The following is an 18,081-nucleotide window of genomic DNA, read 5'->3' as shown; positions in this document are numbered from 1 at the left end:
CGTTAGTCCGGCCGCGCCCGCCAGCAAGGGGACAAGACTGCCCCAGGAATCCAAACCAAGGAAAAAATTTCCGAGATTCTAGGCGAAACGGCCTTCCACAAGCTGTTGCCAGCAATAGCTGTAGATGTTGGAATATTCAAAAAGCCCAGCCTTCGGATTCTCAATACCATCGTCTCCGGCACGCTGATGGTCCTAGCCGCGGCGATCAGCATCTGCTCCACGGACACGGCGCATAATCCCGCGAACACTCCGTCGAGCCGTCGGGGAATCAACGACAACGGGATGCAGAAAAAGGGAAGGATCGGAATGAGGTGGCGCACGCCCACCGCCCAACCGCCCCACCACATGTAATACCCCGAGAAGACGGCGATGTACGCGCAGATGACGCAAACCGCCAAGATCAGTTCGGCCCGACGGGGATGCTTCCGAAGCAGAAATCCGGCTCCGACGACGGACAACAGCAGAACCGGCGATTGCCAGAACAATCCCACGGTCGGATGAAAGGTCATGTAGAACATCGTTTCCGCATCGGGCCAACGGATGCCCATCAGGCCCTGCCGCATTCCCGATACAAAAACCGGGTTGCTTTCGTACCCGTAACCGATCGACAGAAAATCTCCGAAACACAAGCGGTTGTACATCGCTTGAAGGAAAATGGGCAGCAATCCGCCCAGCACGGGCAGGACCATCATCCGCCAACGGCGGGGACCGTAACGGCCCGCAATGACAAACCCATAATAGCCCGCCAAAGCCAGAACGATCACCGCAGTCGGATACTCGCTGATCAACGCCCAGCCCAGCAGCAAACCGATCAGAAATACATATCCGTTTGCCGGCGTCCCGGGGTCCTCCTTCATGCGGTACATCAGGAAGAAGGCGAAAAAGCACAGGGACGCGGCGAATTGGTGGCTGTAGAAGACGACGCCGTACGGCAGGCCCAGGGTGCCCAAGCCGATCGCCATGGCGACCCCAAAAGCCCGCCAACGGCTCTGCGACCAATGCCTGCTCAGCAGGAACATGACGCTTCCGGCCGCGGCGGAGGGAATCCCGACGACGAGAAACGTCAAGATCCATTTGGCGAAGTACAGGCTCGGATGATGAAACAACCGGTACATTCCATACAGCGGAACATACAGGAATCCTCCGACCAGCGACGGACCGATGGCCTTGTCCGAATAATAATGTCCGTCGTGATAGGCTTTCTCGGTGGTCTGCGTGCCGTCCCGGTCGTGAAAGGAATCGATGGCGAGGCGGCCTTCCTGCACCGCGGCGAAGATCAGGTTAAAGCGTGAATTTCCGTTCGCCCCGGGGTTTTGAAAGAAATACGCGTAAACCAAAGCCAGGAGGAGGAAAACGATCAGGGCGTCTTTGGCATAATTGCGCATCATTCGCCGGAATCCTTTATCCCGAAGCCGCAATCATGTTCCATCCGCCGACAGCCAATCCGCCGGCGACCCCGTCGCCGATAAAAAAGGTTGTCGCGGTCTCTGCGACGGGGATCTTCGTCGACTCCGGATCCCTGGGTAAGCCTGCGCAGACCGCCTGGCAGGTCAGCGCTTCGCCGATGTATTCCCGCCATTCCGCACGGGTCAGGTTGCGCGGCAAACAGGAACAGGCGTTGGCGATCACGCCATCGCGCCGCCGCATCCAGATCCAAACCGCTCCGTCGATGCTGCCGGAGACGATATACCGTCCGTCCGGGCTGAAGGCGACCGACATCACCTCATCGCCGCAAATCACCTTCGCGATTTCCTAGTCTGCGGCGGTCTGCCACACAATCACAACGCTGTCCAGGCCTCCCGAGGCGGTATACCGGCCGTCCGGGCTGAAGGCCGCCGAGTTCACGCCCCCGACGTGCCCGCGGAAGGTGAGTGACCGCGCCGTAAAGCCGCCGTCCAGCAGAATTTCGGCGGCCGTACTTGAAGGTGACCGCTTCATGGATTGGACCGCCAGCAAAACCGCCAGTCCCGGCGGGGAACCCGGCGCGGACCGGAGGGATTGAGCCCGCTCCGCCAATTCCTGCGCCAGGGCGGCTTGCCTTTGATCCCAGGATTGCCTTTCCGAAAAAACGGCCGCCGATCCCGCCCACGGCGCCGACCACGACCGCGGCGAGGACGATCAAGCGCCGTCGAGGATTCCTCCTTCGTTCGCGCATCGGCTGTCGGCTGTCCATTCTCCTCCCGGGACGTGAAGCCATTTCTTTTTCTAAAAATCAATCCGCCGTCGATTGGGTTTCCGTCCTCAACCGCGTCGGGGCGGAACGGGTTTTTTATATCGGGCGGCAAGTCCGATGAAGATCATTATACTCGCGCGAAAAGGCATCAACGGAATTGTATTGCGTCCGATAATTATCGATCCGGGAAATCCGCGCGCCAAGAGCCGCGGATGGAAATTGCAAGAAACCAAAATGGCGACCGCCGCAAGCGACCCGCGGAAAGCGGAGATTCCCGCACGCGTCACGTCGCGGTTTTTTCCACGCTTCCATACTTGAGGATGCGCATCGGAATTGGCAGTAGGCGCATCCTTCCACGGGACAGTATCCCGACCGGACGGGCGGTCAAACCACCATGGCGCCGTCCGCCCAAGATCCGCCGTTCAGCGCTCATCCCGACCGGGTCGAAGGTCCGATCGGGTTAATCCACTCGATTGGCTCCCGATAATGATACGGATCGAATCCATCGTTCGCCTATTCCCACACATTTCCCGCCTTATCCAATGCGCCATACGGGGATGCCCGCCGAGGATGCGAACCCGTACCCGTCGTCGATTTGCACATCCGTCCAATCCAGGTTGATGTTCGCGTCGGTGAAATTCGCCTAATCGCCGTCCGGGGGTTGATTCCCCGGGGGCAGCCGCGCCCATCCGTTCCGCGGACAGCTTTTTCCCATTCCACCTCGCCGGGAAGCCGCCGGCCCGCCCATCGGCAATAAGGCGCCGCATCGTTCCAGTCACAATCCGCCGCCGGATGGTTTTCCAATCCCCGCCAATCCGCCCCGATCGGTTTATTCCCCGCGGCGGACCCGGCCTCGTAGATATAACTCCACCCGCTCCGTCCGGCATCCGTCTCCTATCCGCTCCCCGGGACGGATGTTTCGAATTGCGCATTGGCCGCTTCCATCCGATCGAGCCGGAAAGCGTCCAGCCCAACTTTGCGGGACGGCGCCTCACAATCCGGCCCGCCATCCGAGTCCATCCGGTAACATCTTTCCGGAACAAGGAGCATATCCATACCGTCCTTCGCCGATTTTCGCGCGGCTTCCGCGGCCGTTTCGGCGCTGTCCATGCGTCCGGAAACCGCATTCCCGGCTTGGGGAACACCGGATGGTTCCGTCGATCCGCCGCGGCAACCCGGCAAAAAAAGGACGGCCGCGAAGATCAAGGATTACTTTTCCATAATTGTTCATTTCAATTTGGGAACGACACTCGACGGCCAGACCGGCCGCGCTCCGCCGGCGGCGCAAAAGAAGGGGAAACCTTCGGGCACAGCCGATCCGCCGCTCCTTGACTCCGCCTTTCGCATCCGTATAATCCCTCCCAGACGAGCGCGAAAATCGCGGTCCCGCGATTCCCCCCCCAGCGAACTGCCGGACGGTGCAAGGCAGAGGGCACTCGGAGCCGTGTCCGCTTCGCCGATCGCAAGATCCGTCGCCCGCGGGGAGCGTTCTCCGAAGCGGGCCGGGCCGGCCCGATAGCGCCGAACCGAGAGTCCCGGCCGCGGCCGGGGCTGAAAGCAGGTGGCACCACGAGAACCCCTCGTCCTGCGGAAGCCGAAACCCGCGCGCCCGGGAGGCGCAGGCAACCGGCTGCGGGAGAGGGATTCTTCTTTTAATAACCGGAGACCGCCATGCTTGACATCAATTACGTCCGCTCCCACCCCGAGGAAATCCGTGAAATGCTGCGGCGCCGCAACACCGAGGCGCCGCTCGAAACCGTGCTTGCGGCCGACGACCGACGGCGGGCTCTGCTGGCCGAAGCGGAAACGCTGAAAGCCCGGCGCAACGCCGCCAGCAAGGAGATCGGCCGGCAGAAGGATTCCGCCGACCGCGAGGCGAAGATCGCCGAAATGAAGCGGGTCGGGGATAGGATCGCGGGGCTGGATGAGGAGGTCCGCCGAACCGAGGAAGAACTGCAACGCGCGCTGTCGGCCGTCCCCAACCTGCCCGATCCGCGCACACCCGTCGGCCGCGACGAAAACGAGAACGTCGTCCTGCGCGCTTCGGGCGAACCGAGACCGCTCCCCTTCGAACCCAAAGCGCATTGGGACCTCGGCCCGGCGCTGGGAATCCTGAATTTCGAGCAGGGTGCACGGATGACCGGATCGCGGTTTTACGTCCTCCACGGCGCAGGAGCCCTTCTGCAGCGGGCGTTGATCTCCTGGATGGTTGACCTGCACATCCGCCAGGGGTACCGCGAGGTGTACCCGCCCTACCTCGTGCGCGAGGAGGCGCTCTACAACGCCGGCCAACTGCCGAAGTTCGCCGACAACCTCTACCACGACTCGGAGGAGGACCTGTGGATGGTCCCCACCGCCGAAGTGCCGCTGACCAATTTGCACGCCGGAGAGATTCTCGAGGCTGGCCGGCTTCCGCTGCGCTACACCGCTTACACCGCCTGCTTCCGCCGCGAGAAGATGGCCGCCGGAAGGGACGTACGCGGAATCAAACGCGGCCACCAGTTCGACAAGGTGGAGATGTATGAATTCGCGCGTCCGGAGGAGGCCGACGCGGAACTGGAGAGGATGCTGGCGGACGCGGAGGCGGCCTGCCGGGGGCTGGGACTCACCTACCGGGTGAAGCAGTTATGCACCGGGGACCTGGGGTTCTGCGCCGCGCGCACCTACGACCTGGAAGTGTGGTCGCCGGGGGTGGCGGAATGGCTCGAAGTCTCCTCGGTCAGCCACTGCGGGGATTTTCAAGCGCGCCGGGCCGGAATCCGCTACCGTCCGGAAAAAGGCGCCAAGCCCGAGTTCGTCCACACCTTTAACGGATCGGGGCTGGCCCTGCCGCGGACGATGATCGCGGTGATGGAAAATTATCAGACGGCGGCCGGGGGGATCGCGGTTCCGGAGGTCCTGCGGCCGTGGATGGGCGGGATCGAGATCATCAGGAAGATGTAAACTCCTTCCCGCGGCGCCCCATTTGCCGTCGGCGAATGGGGAACGCTGCCTTGCGGGGGCCGCAAGGGGCAGGCGGGCGGACGGAAAAAAAAGGAGCGGCTGTTGCATGCCGCTCCGTTTTTTTAATCCGCGGGAAAACCCTACGGTTTAGCGAGAACGAAATTGTCGAAGATCACGGTGACAGGCACGTCCTCGTAGGAGCCGGCGATCAAGCCAACCGCCCCGCTGGCGAAATCCTCATCCTCCACCGAGAACAGCTCGATCCCGTTGACGACCAGAGTCAACTGATTGCCGGCGCAGACCGCCTGCAGGTGGTTGTCCGCCGCTCCCTGCCGGATCACGCCGTCGGTATCCTTGAGCATATCCTCGGTCCCGAGGAGGATATCCTCGCCGTCTTTGAATTTTCCGATGGCGTAGTATCCGTCGCTGGCGATGATGAAGTAGTAGAAATTGTCGGAATCCTGGATCCGGCACAACACCCCCGCATCGTGCAGGACTTCGTCGGAGGCCATGATGTCGACGTCGACCTGGACGTCGGCCAAATCGGCCGGGTCATCGAGATCCTCGAACAGATAGGTCAGGGTCTCTTCGACGGTGATGACGTAGGCGCCGTCCGTGTAGCTGGAGGTTCCGTACTCGTCCGAGAGCGAACCCCAGCCGCTGGCGGAGCTGGAGAAATCATCCTCGAAGATCACGTTGCTTTGGGTCGCCGTGGGTTCCGGCTCCGGCGTCTCGGCCTTTTCCGTCTTGGCCGGCGCGGCGGTGCTTTCCGCCGACGTCATGGTGCAGGCAAACAGGAAAACGACGGCTGGAAGGATCCAGCCCAACGGGCGTAATTTTGCCTTCATCTCTCTCTCCTTTGGGTGGTTTGGGGGATGGCGCCTCGCATCCGGCCTTGCCCATCACCGAGGTTTTCGGGAATTATACGGCAGACTCCCCGCATTCTTGGAAAAAATCTCCGCCGCCATTTGTCCTATGCCCGCATCCCTCCGCCGCCGAAAACGCCGGGAGGAAACCGGTTCCGACGGAAAACCCGATTCGATAAAAAACGCAAAGCGGCCGGATTCGGCCGCTTTATGGCTTGATTTCCGGCTTCCGCACGGAGGCTACGGGCAGACCGTGATCAGGCCGAAGATCATGTCGAAGGGGGAAGTGCAATACAAGTTCATCGCATCGAACAGGTATGCGCCGGCGGAGCACAGACAACAAAGCGCCACCAGCACACCGACGACGATCCAAATACGGTTCGAGCCGCCCTTCTTGGCGGGCGCTTGTTGGACGGGCGCGGCATACTGGGGCGGAGGGGCGTATTGCGGCGGCGGAGGCGGCGCCGGACGCGGCGCGGGCTGGCGGCCCGAAGCGGCGACCGTCGCGGCGACCCCTTCGCCCTGGAACACCACCACCACGTTTTCCCCCAACCCGATTTCATCCCCGGGGGAGAGGGAGCGCGGAGAGGTGATCCGCTGGCGGTTGATGAACGTGCCGTTGGTCGAACCCAGGTCCTCCAGCACGTAGGCTCCGCCGCGGCGGGAAATCCGGGCGTGGTTGCGCGAGAGCTCGGATTCCTGAATCACGATGTCGTTGCTCGCCTCGCGGCCGATGCTCATCGAATCCATCGTCAGTTCGAATACCTTTCCGGGATTCGGCCCGACGCTCATGACCAAGCGGTATTGTTCGGACATGTTCTCCTCCTGGATTCGGGGATGCTAGGAGTCTACCCTTACTAAGAAAGGAAGTCAAATTCCAGGGCACCGGCCTCCCCCAAGTCCGCCCGGATAAATTCTCCGTTAATCCCGGTGCGGATTCTTCCCCCAAGCGGGATTCCGCGCCCGAATCCGCGCACGCGCCTTTCCTTTTTCCACCGCTGTCTATACAATATTGGCGCGGTTCACGCCCGCGGCAATGGACGCCGCGCCGCAGGCTTCGATCCGCACGGAGGGAGCCCCTTCCCGAATCGAGAAGCCGGATGTCGGCCGGGGGCCGGTCGAGCCGGCGCGTTCCCCGGCGCTCGCGCGGCGGATGCGGACGCCTCGGATATGGGACTCATCCCCCGGCAGCCCGGACCCTCCGCCGTTTTTTCCCGGAAGGATTCCCGACAGAAAACCACTTTCAGAGGACGGCAAGATGAATAATGCGACTTCATCCCAGGAACCACCCGCCTCCGCCTTGCGCGGGATCGCCTCTGTGATCGCCCTGGCGCTGCTATGCGTGGCGTTGTTGTTGGTGTATACCTACCCTGCCGATCCCACCCCGGAAATCCCCGTGGCGGCGGGCTTCGCCGCGGCCGGGATCGCGCTTTTCCTGGCGGCCCGGACGATGAAAACCACCCCTGCGGAGGCCGCGCTCAACGCCAAGATCCGTCTGACCCGCCGCGGCGCGTGGACCGCGGCCGCGGTGCTGATGAGCATCATGACCGCCGTGATGATGCTGGCCTTCATGAGATTCGACCGCCAAAATTATCTCCCGGTGATCGGCATGTGGTTCGGCGCCATGGCCTGCTATCTGGCCGCCTTTTCCGCCGCCCCGCCGCTGCGGGAGGACATCCGGCGCTGGCTGCGGGGCCATTGGAAGGAGTGCCTGGCGGTGGCGGCCATAACCGCGCTGGGGGCGGGGCTGCGGTTCCACAAACTCGGCGACCTTCCCCGCGTGATCAACGGCGACGAAGGATGGATCGGAAACGTCGCCCTCTCCACCATCTCGCCGCCGCTCGCCAATCCGTTCGCGCTGTGGGAGAATTTCGGCGGCCTGCACCTGCAGATCATCAATTTGGCGTTCGTCTTTCTGGGCGTCAGCACCTTCTCCCTGCGGCTGATTCCGGCCGTCGCCGGAACCCTCGCCATCCCCGCGACCTACCTCCTCGCGCGGCAGGTCGCCGACAAGCGCGTGGCGCTGTTCACCGCGATCCTGCTGGCCGTCTCCCACACGCACATGAACTACAGCCGGACGGCCGCCGTCGGGTACATCCAGGATACCTGGTTCGTCCCGTTGGAGTTGTTTCTGCTGCTGAGCGGCCTGCGCCAAGGGAACCGCCTGCGCGCCGCGGCGGCGGGCGTGTTGATGGGGATCCAATTCGCCATCTACCTCACACCGCAGATCTTCTCCATGATGCTGGCCGTATTCAGCCTCCTCGTGCTTCTTCTGTTCCGGCGGCGGCTGTCCGGCGCCGGCCGGGTGTTGGCCGCCTTTTGGGGAGCCTTGGCGGTCAGCATCATCCCCCAGGCCGTGTTCGCCGCAGGCCACGCAGACGAATTCTTTAACCGCCTGAACACCGATGGCACGTTCCAATCCGGCTGGCTGTCGCTGCAAACGGCGGCGACCGGAAAGGGGGTGTCGGAAATCCTGGCCGGCCGCGTGGCGCACGCCTTCCTCACCCTCATCGCCTATCCGTCGATCGATTTCTACGGCTCGTTCATTTCCGTCCTCAGCCTCTTCACCGGCATATTCTTCCTCATCGGGCTCGCACTAGCCCTCCGGCGGACCCTGAGGCTGAATTACCTCCTGCTCAACGGATACTTCTGGGTCGGCCCGGTGGCAATCGGCCTGTTCGCCATCCCGGAATCCGCCGATTCCTACCGTATGCTGATGGTCCTTCCGGCCGCCATGCTGATGGCCGCCATTGGGCTGGATGCGGCGCTGGAAGCCATCGGGGCGGGTTGGAACAGCAACCGCAATCTCTACGTCGGAGTCGCCGCTTTCATCCTGGTCAACCTCTTCGTCTTCAACCAATGGGCGTACTTCGTCGATCACGCCGGGAAGTGCCGCTACGGCGGCGATTCGCAGACCCGCTTCGCCTCCTACCTGGGCCGATTCCTGGCCACCCTCGAGCCGCTGGATCCGGTGTACCTTCTCAGCGACACCGTCTACCGGTACGGCACGCATCTGTCGGTCGATTTTCTGAGTCAAAACAAATCCGTCACCAACGTCCCGGACGCCATCGATACCATCGACCCCATCTCCGGCGACATCCTGATCGCGAGTCCGAACCGGATTCAGGAACTCCTGGATTGGGCGCATCGGCATCCGGGAGGGGAACTCGAAGCTTTCTTCGACTGCGAAACCCTGTTTGTGTTGGTGTACCGCGTGCCCTAGGAGGTCCGGCTTCGGGATGGAGCAGAGCGAATACGGTCTGATGTTCGGCGTGGAAGACAGCCACTGGTGGTACCGCGGGATGGCGGAGATCGCCTGCGCCCTCTTGGACCGCTGGTACCCCCGCGGCGGAAGCCTGCGGATCCTCGACGCGGGATGCGGCACGGGGGCGGCGATGACCGGATTCCTCGCCCGCTACGGACGGGTGTGGGGAATCGACATCTCCGCCCAGGCCCTGCGATTCTGCCGCCGGCGCGGCGCCGCGCGGCTGGCGCGCGCAACGGTGGCAACACTCCCCTTTCCGGACGGCTTTTTCGGCCTGGCCGCCTCGTTCGACGTGCTGTACGGGGAAGCGGTGCCGTCGGATCTCGAAGCCGTCCGGGAAATCCGCCGCGTCCTCGCTCCGGGAGGGCGGCTGTTCGTCCGCCTGCCCGCCTACGGCTGGATGCGCCGCGGACACGATACGGTGATCCGCACCAAACACCGCTATACCCGCGGCGAGGTGGCAGCCCTGCTCCGCCACGGCGGCTTCCGGGTCGAGCGGACATCCTACGCCAACACCTTCCTGTTCCCCGCGGCCGTGGTCCGGAAGGCCGGCGAAGCCCTCTTCCGCGCGGCTCCCCGCTCCGACCTCTCCTGGAAGCCCGGCCCCTTCAACGCCGTTTTGGCTCGGATCCTTTCCGCGGAGGCGGGTTGGATCGCCCGGACGGGCCTGCCGTTCGGCTTGAGCGTCATCGGCGCGGGCAGCAAGCCATGAGCGGCGCCCCCTCCGCCCCCGGACGAAAGCTCGGCGGCATCTCGGCGGTGCTCCCCGCCATGAACGACGGCGGAACGATCGCCAGCATGGTGCTGGCGGCGCGCGCCGCGCTGCGCCGGACGGCGTCCGACTACGAGATCATCGTCGTCGACAACGGCAGCCGGGATTACAGCGGCGCGGTGCTGGCCGAGCTGGCCAGCCTGCTTCCCGAACTGCGCGTGCTCTCCCACGAAGAATCGCTCGGATACGGCGGCGCGCTGCGCGCCGGCTTCTCCGCCGCCTCCAAGGAGTGGATCTTCTACACCGACAGCGACGCCCAATACGATCCGCTCGAGCTCGGGAGACTGGCGGAGGCCGCCGAGGGCGTGGACGCGGTCAACGGATACAAAATCGCCCGGCAGGATCCGTGGTACCGCACGCTTCTGGGGCGGACGTACCATCACACCGCGCGGCTGCTGTTCGGGTTCCGCCTGCGGGACGTGGATTGCGACTTCCGGCTCTTCCGCCGCGCGCTCCTCGCCGCCGTCCCGCTCGAGAGCACGACCGGAACGATCGGCCTCGAACTCGTCAAGCGGTTCCAAGACGCCGGATACCGGTTTGCCGAAGTGCCGGTCAGCCATTATTACCGCCGCTTCGGCGATTCGCAGTTCTTCCGCCCCGCCCGCCTGTGGCGGACGGCGAAAGCCTTCGCGGCGCTGTGGGTCCGGTTGGTCCTGCGCAAGGGCCGGAGATGAACATGCCGTCCGTGGAGAAGGATTTCGCCGGCCGGCGGATCCTCATCACCGGCGGGCTGGGGTTCATCGGCAGCAACCTCGCGCGGCGCCTGGCCGATCTCGGAGCCGAGGTGACCCTGATGGATCCGCTGCCGGCAGGAATCGGAGGAAACCCCTTCAACATCTCCGGATACGAAGACCGATTGCGGGTCCGCCCGGTCGACATCCGGGACGGCGGCGGAGCCGCCGATTTGATCCGGGAAACGGATTGCATCTTCAACCTGGCCGGCTTGGTGGGCCATCTGGACAGCATGCGGGATCCGCTGACCGATATGGAGATCAACGTCCGCGGCCAGCTCGCCTTCCTCGAAGCGTGCCGCCGAGTCCATCCGCGGGCGAAGATCGTCTTCGCCGGCACCCGCCAGGTCTACGGTCCGCCGCGCTACCTGCCGGTGGACGAGGACCACCCGCTCCATCCGGCGGATGCGAACGCGGTCCATAAACTGGCCGCCGAACAGTACCACCTCCTGTACCGCCGCGCCTACGGTTTGCGGCCGGTCATCCTGCGCCTGAGCAACGTCTACGGGCCCCGGATGCGGGTCCGCGACAAGATGAAAACGTTCCTCGGCGCTTGGGTCCGGCAACTGATCGACGGGGAAGAGATCACCGTTTATGGAGACGGGAGTGCGGTCCGCGATCTGCTCTACGTGGACGACGCGGCCGATGCGATGCTGCTCGCCTCCCTGCACCCCGGGGCCGACGGCCGGGTGTACAACCTGGGCGGCGGCGAGCCCGTCCGCCTGCTGGACCTGGCGAAAACGATGATCGCCTGCCACGGAAGCGGCGCGTTCCGGCTTGTCCCCTATCCGGCCGAGCGGAAGAACATCGAGATCGGATCCTACGTCTCCGACCTGGTCCGGATCCGTTCGGAATTGGGCTGGAACCCGATCACGCCCCTCCCCCGAGGGCTGACCGAGACTCTGGAATATTACCGCCGCCATGGGGAGCATTATCGGTGAGGGCGCGATGATCCCGGTCGTCGCTTTGCAAAGGCAGGAGGAAGGAATCCGCGCCGAGATCGACGCGGCCTTCGCCCGGGTGAGGGAGCGGGGACAATTCATCCTCGGGCCGGAGGTGGAGGCTTTCGAAAAAGCCTTCGCCCAGTATTGTGAGGCGAAGCACGCGGTCGGCGTCGCCTCCGGAACCGAAGCCCTTCAAATCGCGTTGCTGGCGTGCGGGATCGGCCCGGGGGACGAGGTGATCACCGTGGCCCACACCGCCGCGGCGACGGTGGCCGCGGTGGAGCTGGCGGGCGCCCGGCCGGTACTGACCGACATCGACCCGGTGCGGCAAACGCTGGATCCGGCGCGGATTGAACCCGCGCTAACCCAACGCACCCGCGCCATCCTGCCCGTCCACCTCTACGGCCAGCCGGCGGACCTCAGCCCGATGCTGGACATCGCCGCGCGCCGCAATTTGGCGCTGATCGAGGATTGCGCCCAGGCCGCCGGGGCGCGCTACCGCGGGCGACGGGTCGGCGCCTGGGGAAACGCCGCCGCCTTCAGTTTCTACCCCACCAAGAACCTCGGCGCCTACGGCGACGGCGGAGCGGTCGTAACCGACGACGACGGCCTGGCCGAGCGGGCCCGCGCGATCCGTCAATACGGCTGGAACGCGGATCGGATCTGCCGCGGCAAGGGGATTAACAGCCGCCTGGACGAAATCCAAGCCGCGCTCCTTTCGGTGAAATTGGCCCGCCTCGAAGATTGGAACGCGGAACGCCGAAGACTGGCGGGCGTCTACCGCAAGGGGCTGGCCTCCGCCGGCCTACGGCTTCCGCCGGAGCCGCCGGATTCCGCGCCGGTGTATTACACCTTCACCGTCCGACATCCGCGCCGGGATTCACTGCGGGCGCACCTCGCGCGGCACGGCGTCGGGACCGCGATCCATTATCCTTGCCCGGTTCACCTCCAGCCCGGGTTTCGAAACCTCAACCTCTCCCCCGGAGATCTGCCCGAGACCGAACGCGCGGCGCAGGAAGTGCTCAGCCTGCCGATGTTTCCGGGCTTGCGGGAGGATGAGATCCGCACGGTGATCGATGCGGTCAACGGGTTTTAAAAAAGCCGTCGTTTATGGGACGGCCTCTTCAAGATGTGTCTGCCCCCTCCCCGATGAAGGTTTTTTTACTCGGCTGAAAAAAAAATTCCCTTTTCCCCCTCGTCCCACCTTCCCGTCAATGCCCCTGGCCACACCCGGGACGGGCGTTCCGGAATCCATTCTCCCAACCCCTCTCTCAAGAGGGATGGGGTCGAATAATTTCATCCATTTTTCCATCGTTGTTGGACGGGAAAGGCTCTTGAATTTGTTCCTCCGGGGACACGGATGCTCCCGGGCAGGCTTACGGAGCGACGGGAGGGCGGACGGGGAGGAGGGCTGAGCAAATGCCTATTTTCTCTGTGCGGTGTTCGCACGCCCCCGTCACGGGGAGGTTTCTTCCAATAATTTCAGAAGGTAATCGCTGTACGGATTGCGCGCCATCGCGGCCGTCAGCCGGCGGAGATCTTCGCGGCCGATAAACCGCATCCGGTAGGCGATCTCCTCGGGGCAGGAGATCATCAATCCCTGGCGCTCCTGGATGGTTTGGATGAATTTGGCGGCGTTCAACAAGTCCTCCTGGGTCCCCGCGTCCAGCCAGGCGATCCCCCGGCCGAGAACCTCCGCCTTCAACCGGCCCCGGGCCAGGTACGCCAGGTTCAGGTCGGTGATCTCCAATTCACCGCGCGCGGAAGGCTTGAGGCCGGCCGCGATCCCGGCCGCCTGGGAATCGTAGAAATACAATCCGGTGACGGCGTAGCGGGAACGCGGGCGGTCGGGTTTTTCCTCGATGGTTAAGACCTTTCCCGCCGAATCGAGTTGCACCACCCCATAGCGGGCGGGATTCCTGACCGGGTAGGCGAAGATCAGCGCCCCCTCCGTCAGCGCAGCCGCCGAACGCAGGATGGCCTGCAACCCCTCCCCGTAGAAGATGCTGTCGCCCAGGACCACGCAGACCGGCTCGCCGGCGATAAAATCCCGCCCCGCCAGAAACGCGTCCGCCAAACCGCGCGGTTGCGGCTGCTCGGCGAATTGCAGACGCAGTCCCCACTGCCGGCCGTCGCCCAACAAGCCCTGAAAGGCGGGAAGATCGCGGGCAGAACTGACGATCAGAATTTCGCGGATGCCCGCCAGCATCAGGATCGAAAGGGGATAATAGATCATCGGCTTGTCGTACACCGGCAAGAGCTGTTTGCCGACCGACTTCGTCAGGGGATACAAGCGGGTGCCGCGCCCTCCGGCCAGGACGATCCCTTTCATCGGTTTCCCCGGCGGCCGTAGTGCGCGGCGATCCACTCGCGGTGCCCGGGATTTCCGAGAACCGCCCTCATCCAGGCCGGATTGGCGCGGTACCATTTCACGGTTTTCCGCAGTCCGGAATCCAGAGTCTCCCTGGATGACCAGCCGAGTTCCCGCTGGATCTTGGAGCCGTCCAGCGCGTAGCGGCGGTCGTGCCCGGGGCGGTCGGCGAAAGGCGAGATCAACTTGGCGTGCGGTCGGTGGACGGATTTGGGGAGCAGTTCGTCCATCAGGCCGCAGACCTTCTCCACCAGGCTGAGGTTCGTCAGCTGGTTTCCGCCCCCGATCAGGTAAATCGCCCCCGGCTTCCCCCGCGCCAGCACCGCGCGGACCGCCTCGCAGTGATCCTCCACGTAGAGCCAATCGCGGATCTGGCCCCCGTCGCCGTAGACGGGGATCGGTTCCCCCCGCAACGCATTGGCGATCGTCAGGGCAACGAGCTTTTCGGGGAATTGGCGCGGGCCGTAGTTGTTCGAGCAATGAGTAATCGTCACGGGCAGGCCGTACGAGCGGAAATAGGCCCGGACGAGGTGATCGGCGGCCGCCTTGGAGGCCGCGTAGGGCGAGGACGGGGCGTAGGGCGAGGTTTCGCTGAACGGCGGATCCTCGGGCGAGAGCGATCCGAACACTTCGTCGGTTGAGATGTGGTGGAATCGCACGGCCTCGAGCGGAAACGGCTTCTCGCGGATCCAGTATCCGCGCGCGGCCTCCAGCAGCGCCAGGGTCCCCATGACGTTCGTCCGGAAAAAGGGCGAGGGGTCCGCGAGCGAACGGTCGACGTGCGTCTCGGCCGCGAAGTGGACGATCGTATCGATCCGATGGCGCCGCAGGAGATCGGCCAGCAGGGCGCGGTCGCCGATGTCGCCGCGGACGAAGGAGTGCCGTTGCCCGTCCGGCAGATCCTTCAGGTTCTCTTCCGTGCCGGCGTAGGTCAGCAAGTCCAGATCGACGATCCACGCCTTCGGATCGGCGCTCAGCACCCGCCGGATGAAATTCGAACCGATGAAACCGGCTCCGCCGGTGACCAGCATGGCCATGGATCAATCCCCGCCGCAGGCAGCGGCATGTTCCAGGATTGTATCGCGTCTCCCCGGATTCCGGCCGCCGGGACCGCGGCACGAATCTCCGTCCGCCGCCGGTTTTATCGTTTTTTTACAAAGGACCTACACCGCTTCTCCACAATCCCGGTCCATAATGCTCTTGACGTATCCCCAAGCCGGCTTTATTATTTCGCGCCTTTAACTATTCAGAAAGGATGAACAATGACCCTCGGCGAGCAATGCCTGGACCTGTTGCACGAATGGACCGGCGTATCGATGCGGAATTCGATGCGCACCATGCTGCGCTTTTCCAGGGAGAAGGGCGTATCGATGCAGCAAATCGGGGCACTTTTCCGGATCCGCCGGGGCGAATGCAGCGTAAGGGATATCAGCAGCGAGCTCAGCGTCACCGCCGCCGCAGCCAGCCAACTGCTCGAAGGCCTGGTTCAGCAGGACCTGATCCGCCGCGCCGAAGACCCGAACGACCGGCGGGTCAAACAGATCGCCCTAACGGACAAGGGGCGCAGGATCCTTGCCGAGGGGATCCAGGCCCGGCAGGACTGGCTGCGCCGCCTGGTACAGCGCCTTTCCCCGCAGGAGCAGGTCCAGGCCGCCGCGGCGCTTAAACTGCTGTTGGCGAACGCCGCCTCGCTCGAACGAGACCGGCGGCCGGCCGCCTGACGGACGGCACCGCACGGGCGCGCACTCAAGGAGACAAAGCAACCCATGACCCGTTTACTAAAATATTTGCGGCCCTACGCCCTGCTGATCCTGGTCGCGGTCGGCTTGCTGTTCCTGCAAGCCAACGCCGACCTGGCCCTGCCGGATTACATGTCGAGGATCGTCAACAACGGCATCCAGCAAGGCGGCATCGAGAACGCCGTCCCCCTGGCGATCCGGCAGAGCGAAATGGACCGGCTGACCCTCTTCCTCACCGCCGACGAAACAACGCGCGTCCTCGCGAGTTACACACTGATCGACGGCGCCTCGGCCGAATACGGGGAATACCTCAAGCAGTATCCCGCCCTGGCCGAGGGCCCGGTCTACATCCTGAACCGGATTGATGCCGCTGAAACGGCGGACCTCAATCCGATCCTGGGCAAGGGGCTGCTCGTGACGTACACCATCGAGCAATTGCTGAAGGATCCGGAGCAAGCCGCCGCAATGGCGCAATCCTCCGGGCTGGACGTTTCGCGGATCCCGCCGGGTATGGACCTGTGGACCGTGCTGCGCATGCTTCCGGCGGACGCCCGCGCCCAGATCAGCGACTCCATTAACGAACGATTCGCCTCCCTGGGGGAAAGCATGATCACCCAAATGGCCGTCGGGGCGGTGAAGAACGAATACGCCGCGCTGGGAATGAACACGGAAAAACTGCAGACGGATTACATCGTCCACACCGGCATCCTGATGCTGCTCCTGACCCTGCTCTCGGGCGCGTGCACCGTTGCGGTCGGGTTCCTCTCGGCGCAAACGGCGGCGGGATTTGCGCGCGACCTGCGCCGCAACGTCTTCGCGCGGGTGGAGGATTTTTCCAGCGCCGAATTCGACCAATTTTCCACCGCCTCGCTGATCACCCGCTCCACCAACGACGTCACCCAGATCCAGATGGTGGTGCTGATGACGATCCGGATGGTGTTTTACGCCCCGATCATCGGCATCGGCGGGGTGATCCGCGCGGTGGGGAAAAGCGCGGACATGTGGTGGATCATCGCCCTGGCGGTGATCGTCCTCTTCGGCCTGATCCTCACCGTCTTCGCCGTCGCCCTGCCCAAGTTCCAGAGCATTCAGAAGCTGATCGACCGGCTCAACCTGGTGGTTCGCGAGAACCTCTCCGGGATGATGGTGATCCGCGCCTTCAACCGGCAGGCTTTCGAGGAGGAGCGGTTCGACAAGGCCAACCGGGACGTCACCGGGACTCTGCTGTTCATCAACCGGATCATGGTGGTGATGATGCCGGTGATGATGATGGTGATGAACGGGCTGGTGGTGCTGATCATCTGGGTCGGCGCGCACCAAGTGGCCGAAGCCCGGATGCAGGTGGGCGACATGCTGGCCTTCATGCAGTACGCGATGCAGATCGTCTTCTCCTTCCTGATGCTCTCGATCATGTTCATCATCCTGCCCCGCGCGGCCGTCTCGGCCGACCGGATCGCCGACGTGCTCGGCACGGCGCCGTCGATCCGCGACCCGCAGAACCCGCGGCGCTTCCCCGAGCCGTTCCGCGGCACGGTCGAATTCCGCGACGTGTGCTTCCGCTACCCGGGCGCCGAGGAAGACGTGCTCCACGACATCTCCTTTACCGCCCGGCCCGGCGAGACCACCGCCTTCATCGGCACCACCGGCTCGGGCAAATCCACGATCGTCAGCCTGATCCCGCGCTTCTACGAAGTCACGGACGGGGCGGTCCTGATCGACGGGGTGGACGTCCGCGCGGTGACGCAGAGCGACCTGCGCGGCCGAATCGGTTACGTGCCGCAGAAAAGCAACCTGTTCTCCGGAACGATCGGCAGCAACCTGTGTTACGCCGATCCGGACGCGTCCGACGAGGAGCTTCTGCAGGCGGCCGAGATCGCCCAAGCCAAGGAGTTCATCACCGCCAACCCGGCGGGGCTGGAGGCGGAAGTAGCCCAGGGCGGCGCGAACGTCTCCGGCGGGCAGAAGCAGCGCCTGGCCATCGCCCGGGCCCTGGTGAAGAAGGCGCCGATCTACATCTTCGACGACAGTTTCTCATCGCTGGATTTCAAGACCGACTCGGCGCTGCGCAAAGCGCTCCGGCAGCGGATGGCCGGCTGCACCCTGCTCCTCGTCACCCAGCGCATTTCCACGATCATGCATGCCGAACAGATCGTCGTCCTCGATGAGGGCCGGATCGCCGGGAAAGGCACCCACGCCGAGCTGCTGAAAAACTGCGAAGTCTACCGCGGCATCGCCGAGGCGCAATTGAGCAAGGAGGAACTGTCATGACCGATCAGA

At 64.0% G+C, this 18,081-nt stretch carries 16 protein-coding genes; 8 read left to right on the top strand and 8 right to left on the bottom strand.

All coding sequences use genetic code 11. The annotated features are described in order from the left end of the window. Positions 1-2: 2 nt before the first annotated feature. From JW929_15760 to JW929_15745, 4 genes are all read right to left on the bottom strand, one after another. Entirely contained in the window at positions 3-1,388 is a 1,386-nt protein-coding gene (locus tag JW929_15760) for a hypothetical protein (protein MBN1440863.1), read from the bottom strand. A gap of 13 nt (positions 1,389-1,401) precedes the next feature. Further along, complete coding sequence (locus tag JW929_15755; GenBank protein MBN1440862.1) at positions 1,402-1,740, bottom strand: hypothetical protein; 339 nt, start codon at positions 1,738-1,740, stop codon at positions 1,402-1,404. Positions 1,741-1,752: 12 nt separating this feature from the next. After that, complete coding sequence (locus JW929_15750) at positions 1,753-1,938, bottom strand: hypothetical protein (protein ID MBN1440861.1); 186 nt, start codon at positions 1,936-1,938, stop codon at positions 1,753-1,755. A gap of 748 nt (positions 1,939-2,686) precedes the next feature. Further along, the gene (locus tag JW929_15745; GenBank protein ID MBN1440860.1) at positions 2,687-3,034 is read right to left on the bottom strand and encodes an SUMF1/EgtB/PvdO family nonheme iron enzyme; all 348 of its coding nucleotides are present in this window, start codon (positions 3,032-3,034) and stop codon (positions 2,687-2,689) included. A gap of 810 nt (positions 3,035-3,844) precedes the next feature. Here JW929_15745 and serS point away from each other — a divergent pair. Then, positions 3,845-5,116, top strand: coding sequence for a serine--tRNA ligase (gene serS, locus JW929_15740; protein MBN1440859.1), 1,272 nt, complete (start codon positions 3,845-3,847; stop codon positions 5,114-5,116). Between the two features lie 140 nt (positions 5,117-5,256). On the opposite strand, the gene JW929_15735 is transcribed toward serS, so the two are convergent. Continuing rightward, a complete protein-coding gene (locus JW929_15735; GenBank protein ID MBN1440858.1) occupies positions 5,257-5,964 on the bottom strand; it encodes a hypothetical protein in 708 nt (235 codons plus the stop codon). Positions 5,965-6,222: 258 nt separating this feature from the next. Next, positions 6,223-6,798, bottom strand: coding sequence for an FHA domain-containing protein (locus JW929_15730; GenBank protein MBN1440857.1), 576 nt, complete (start codon positions 6,796-6,798; stop codon positions 6,223-6,225). A gap of 442 nt (positions 6,799-7,240) precedes the next feature. On the opposite strand from JW929_15730, the gene JW929_15725 reads away from it, so the two are divergent. Genes JW929_15725 through JW929_15705 form a run of 5 tightly spaced genes read left to right on the top strand, consistent with a single transcriptional unit; the run spans position 7,241 to position 12,790 of the window. Next, complete coding sequence (locus tag JW929_15725) at positions 7,241-9,205, top strand: glycosyltransferase family 39 protein (GenBank protein MBN1440856.1); 1,965 nt, start codon at positions 7,241-7,243, stop codon at positions 9,203-9,205. A 16-nt stretch (positions 9,206-9,221) separates the two neighbouring features. Further along, the gene (locus tag JW929_15720; GenBank protein MBN1440855.1) at positions 9,222-9,959 is read left to right on the top strand and encodes a class I SAM-dependent methyltransferase; all 738 of its coding nucleotides are present in this window, start codon (positions 9,222-9,224) and stop codon (positions 9,957-9,959) included. Further along, positions 9,956-10,693 (top strand): glycosyltransferase family 2 protein, encoded by a 738-nt coding sequence (locus JW929_15715; protein ID MBN1440854.1) that lies wholly within the window; start codon positions 9,956-9,958, stop codon positions 10,691-10,693. The genes JW929_15720 and JW929_15715 overlap by 4 nt, the downstream gene beginning before the upstream one ends. 2 nt (positions 10,694-10,695) lie before the next feature. Continuing rightward, a complete protein-coding gene (locus tag JW929_15710; GenBank protein MBN1440853.1) occupies positions 10,696-11,691 on the top strand; it encodes an NAD-dependent epimerase/dehydratase family protein in 996 nt (331 codons plus the stop codon). 7 nt (positions 11,692-11,698) lie between these two features. After that, positions 11,699-12,790 carry a DegT/DnrJ/EryC1/StrS family aminotransferase gene (locus tag JW929_15705; GenBank protein ID MBN1440852.1) on the top strand — a complete coding sequence of 364 codons (1,092 nt, stop codon included), beginning with the start codon at positions 11,699-11,701 and terminating at the stop codon, positions 12,788-12,790. Positions 12,791-13,150: 360 nt separating this feature from the next. On the opposite strand, the gene rfbA is transcribed toward JW929_15705, so the two are convergent. Next, complete coding sequence (gene rfbA / locus JW929_15700) at positions 13,151-14,026, bottom strand: glucose-1-phosphate thymidylyltransferase RfbA (GenBank protein MBN1440851.1); 876 nt, start codon at positions 14,024-14,026, stop codon at positions 13,151-13,153. Continuing rightward, positions 14,023-15,102, bottom strand: a complete 1,080-nt coding sequence (gene rfbB / locus JW929_15695; protein ID MBN1440850.1) for a dTDP-glucose 4,6-dehydratase — start codon at positions 15,100-15,102, stop codon at positions 14,023-14,025. The genes rfbA and rfbB overlap by 4 nt, the downstream gene beginning before the upstream one ends. A 225-nt stretch (positions 15,103-15,327) precedes the next feature. Here rfbB and JW929_15690 point away from each other — a divergent pair, with 225 nt between their 5' ends. After that, entirely contained in the window at positions 15,328-15,786 is a 459-nt protein-coding gene (locus JW929_15690; protein MBN1440849.1) for a winged helix DNA-binding protein, read from the top strand. 45 nt (positions 15,787-15,831) lie between these two features. Further along, complete coding sequence (locus JW929_15685) at positions 15,832-18,072, top strand: ABC transporter ATP-binding protein (protein MBN1440848.1); 2,241 nt, start codon at positions 15,832-15,834, stop codon at positions 18,070-18,072. The last annotated feature ends 9 nt before the right edge of the window (positions 18,073-18,081 follow it).

The sequence above is a fragment of the Anaerolineales bacterium genome, from assembly GCA_016928575.1.
Lineage (GTDB): Bacteria > Chloroflexota > Anaerolineae > Anaerolineales > RBG-16-64-43 > JAFGKK01.
This window is presented reverse-complemented; position numbering and strand designations above follow the sequence as displayed.

Coding starts and splice junctions, on each gene's coding strand:
- JW929_15715 (MBN1440854.1), top strand. CDS start 9,956: ATGAGCGGCGCCCCCTCCGCCCCCGGACGAAAGCTCGGCGGCATCTCG.
- JW929_15705 (MBN1440852.1), top strand. CDS start 11,699: ATGATCCCGGTCGTCGCTTTGCAAAGGCAGGAGGAAGGAATCCGCGCC.
- JW929_15725 (MBN1440856.1), top strand. CDS start 7,241: ATGAATAATGCGACTTCATCCCAGGAACCACCCGCCTCCGCCTTGCGC.
- JW929_15710 (MBN1440853.1), top strand. CDS start 10,696: ATGCCGTCCGTGGAGAAGGATTTCGCCGGCCGGCGGATCCTCATCACC.
- JW929_15720 (MBN1440855.1), top strand. CDS start 9,222: ATGGAGCAGAGCGAATACGGTCTGATGTTCGGCGTGGAAGACAGCCAC.
- serS (MBN1440859.1), top strand. CDS start 3,845: ATGCTTGACATCAATTACGTCCGCTCCCACCCCGAGGAAATCCGTGAA.
- JW929_15730 (MBN1440857.1), bottom strand. CDS start 6,798: ATGTCCGAACAATACCGCTTGGTCATGAGCGTCGGGCCGAATCCCGGA.
- JW929_15760 (MBN1440863.1), bottom strand. CDS start 1,388: ATGATGCGCAATTATGCCAAAGACGCCCTGATCGTTTTCCTCCTCCTG.
- JW929_15690 (MBN1440849.1), top strand. CDS start 15,328: ATGACCCTCGGCGAGCAATGCCTGGACCTGTTGCACGAATGGACCGGC.
- JW929_15735 (MBN1440858.1), bottom strand. CDS start 5,964: ATGAAGGCAAAATTACGCCCGTTGGGCTGGATCCTTCCAGCCGTCGTT.
- JW929_15750 (MBN1440861.1), bottom strand. CDS start 1,938: ATGAAGCGGTCACCTTCAAGTACGGCCGCCGAAATTCTGCTGGACGGC.
- JW929_15685 (MBN1440848.1), top strand. CDS start 15,832: ATGACCCGTTTACTAAAATATTTGCGGCCCTACGCCCTGCTGATCCTG.
- rfbB (MBN1440850.1), bottom strand. CDS start 15,102: ATGGCCATGCTGGTCACCGGCGGAGCCGGTTTCATCGGTTCGAATTTC.
- rfbA (MBN1440851.1), bottom strand. CDS start 14,026: ATGAAAGGGATCGTCCTGGCCGGAGGGCGCGGCACCCGCTTGTATCCC.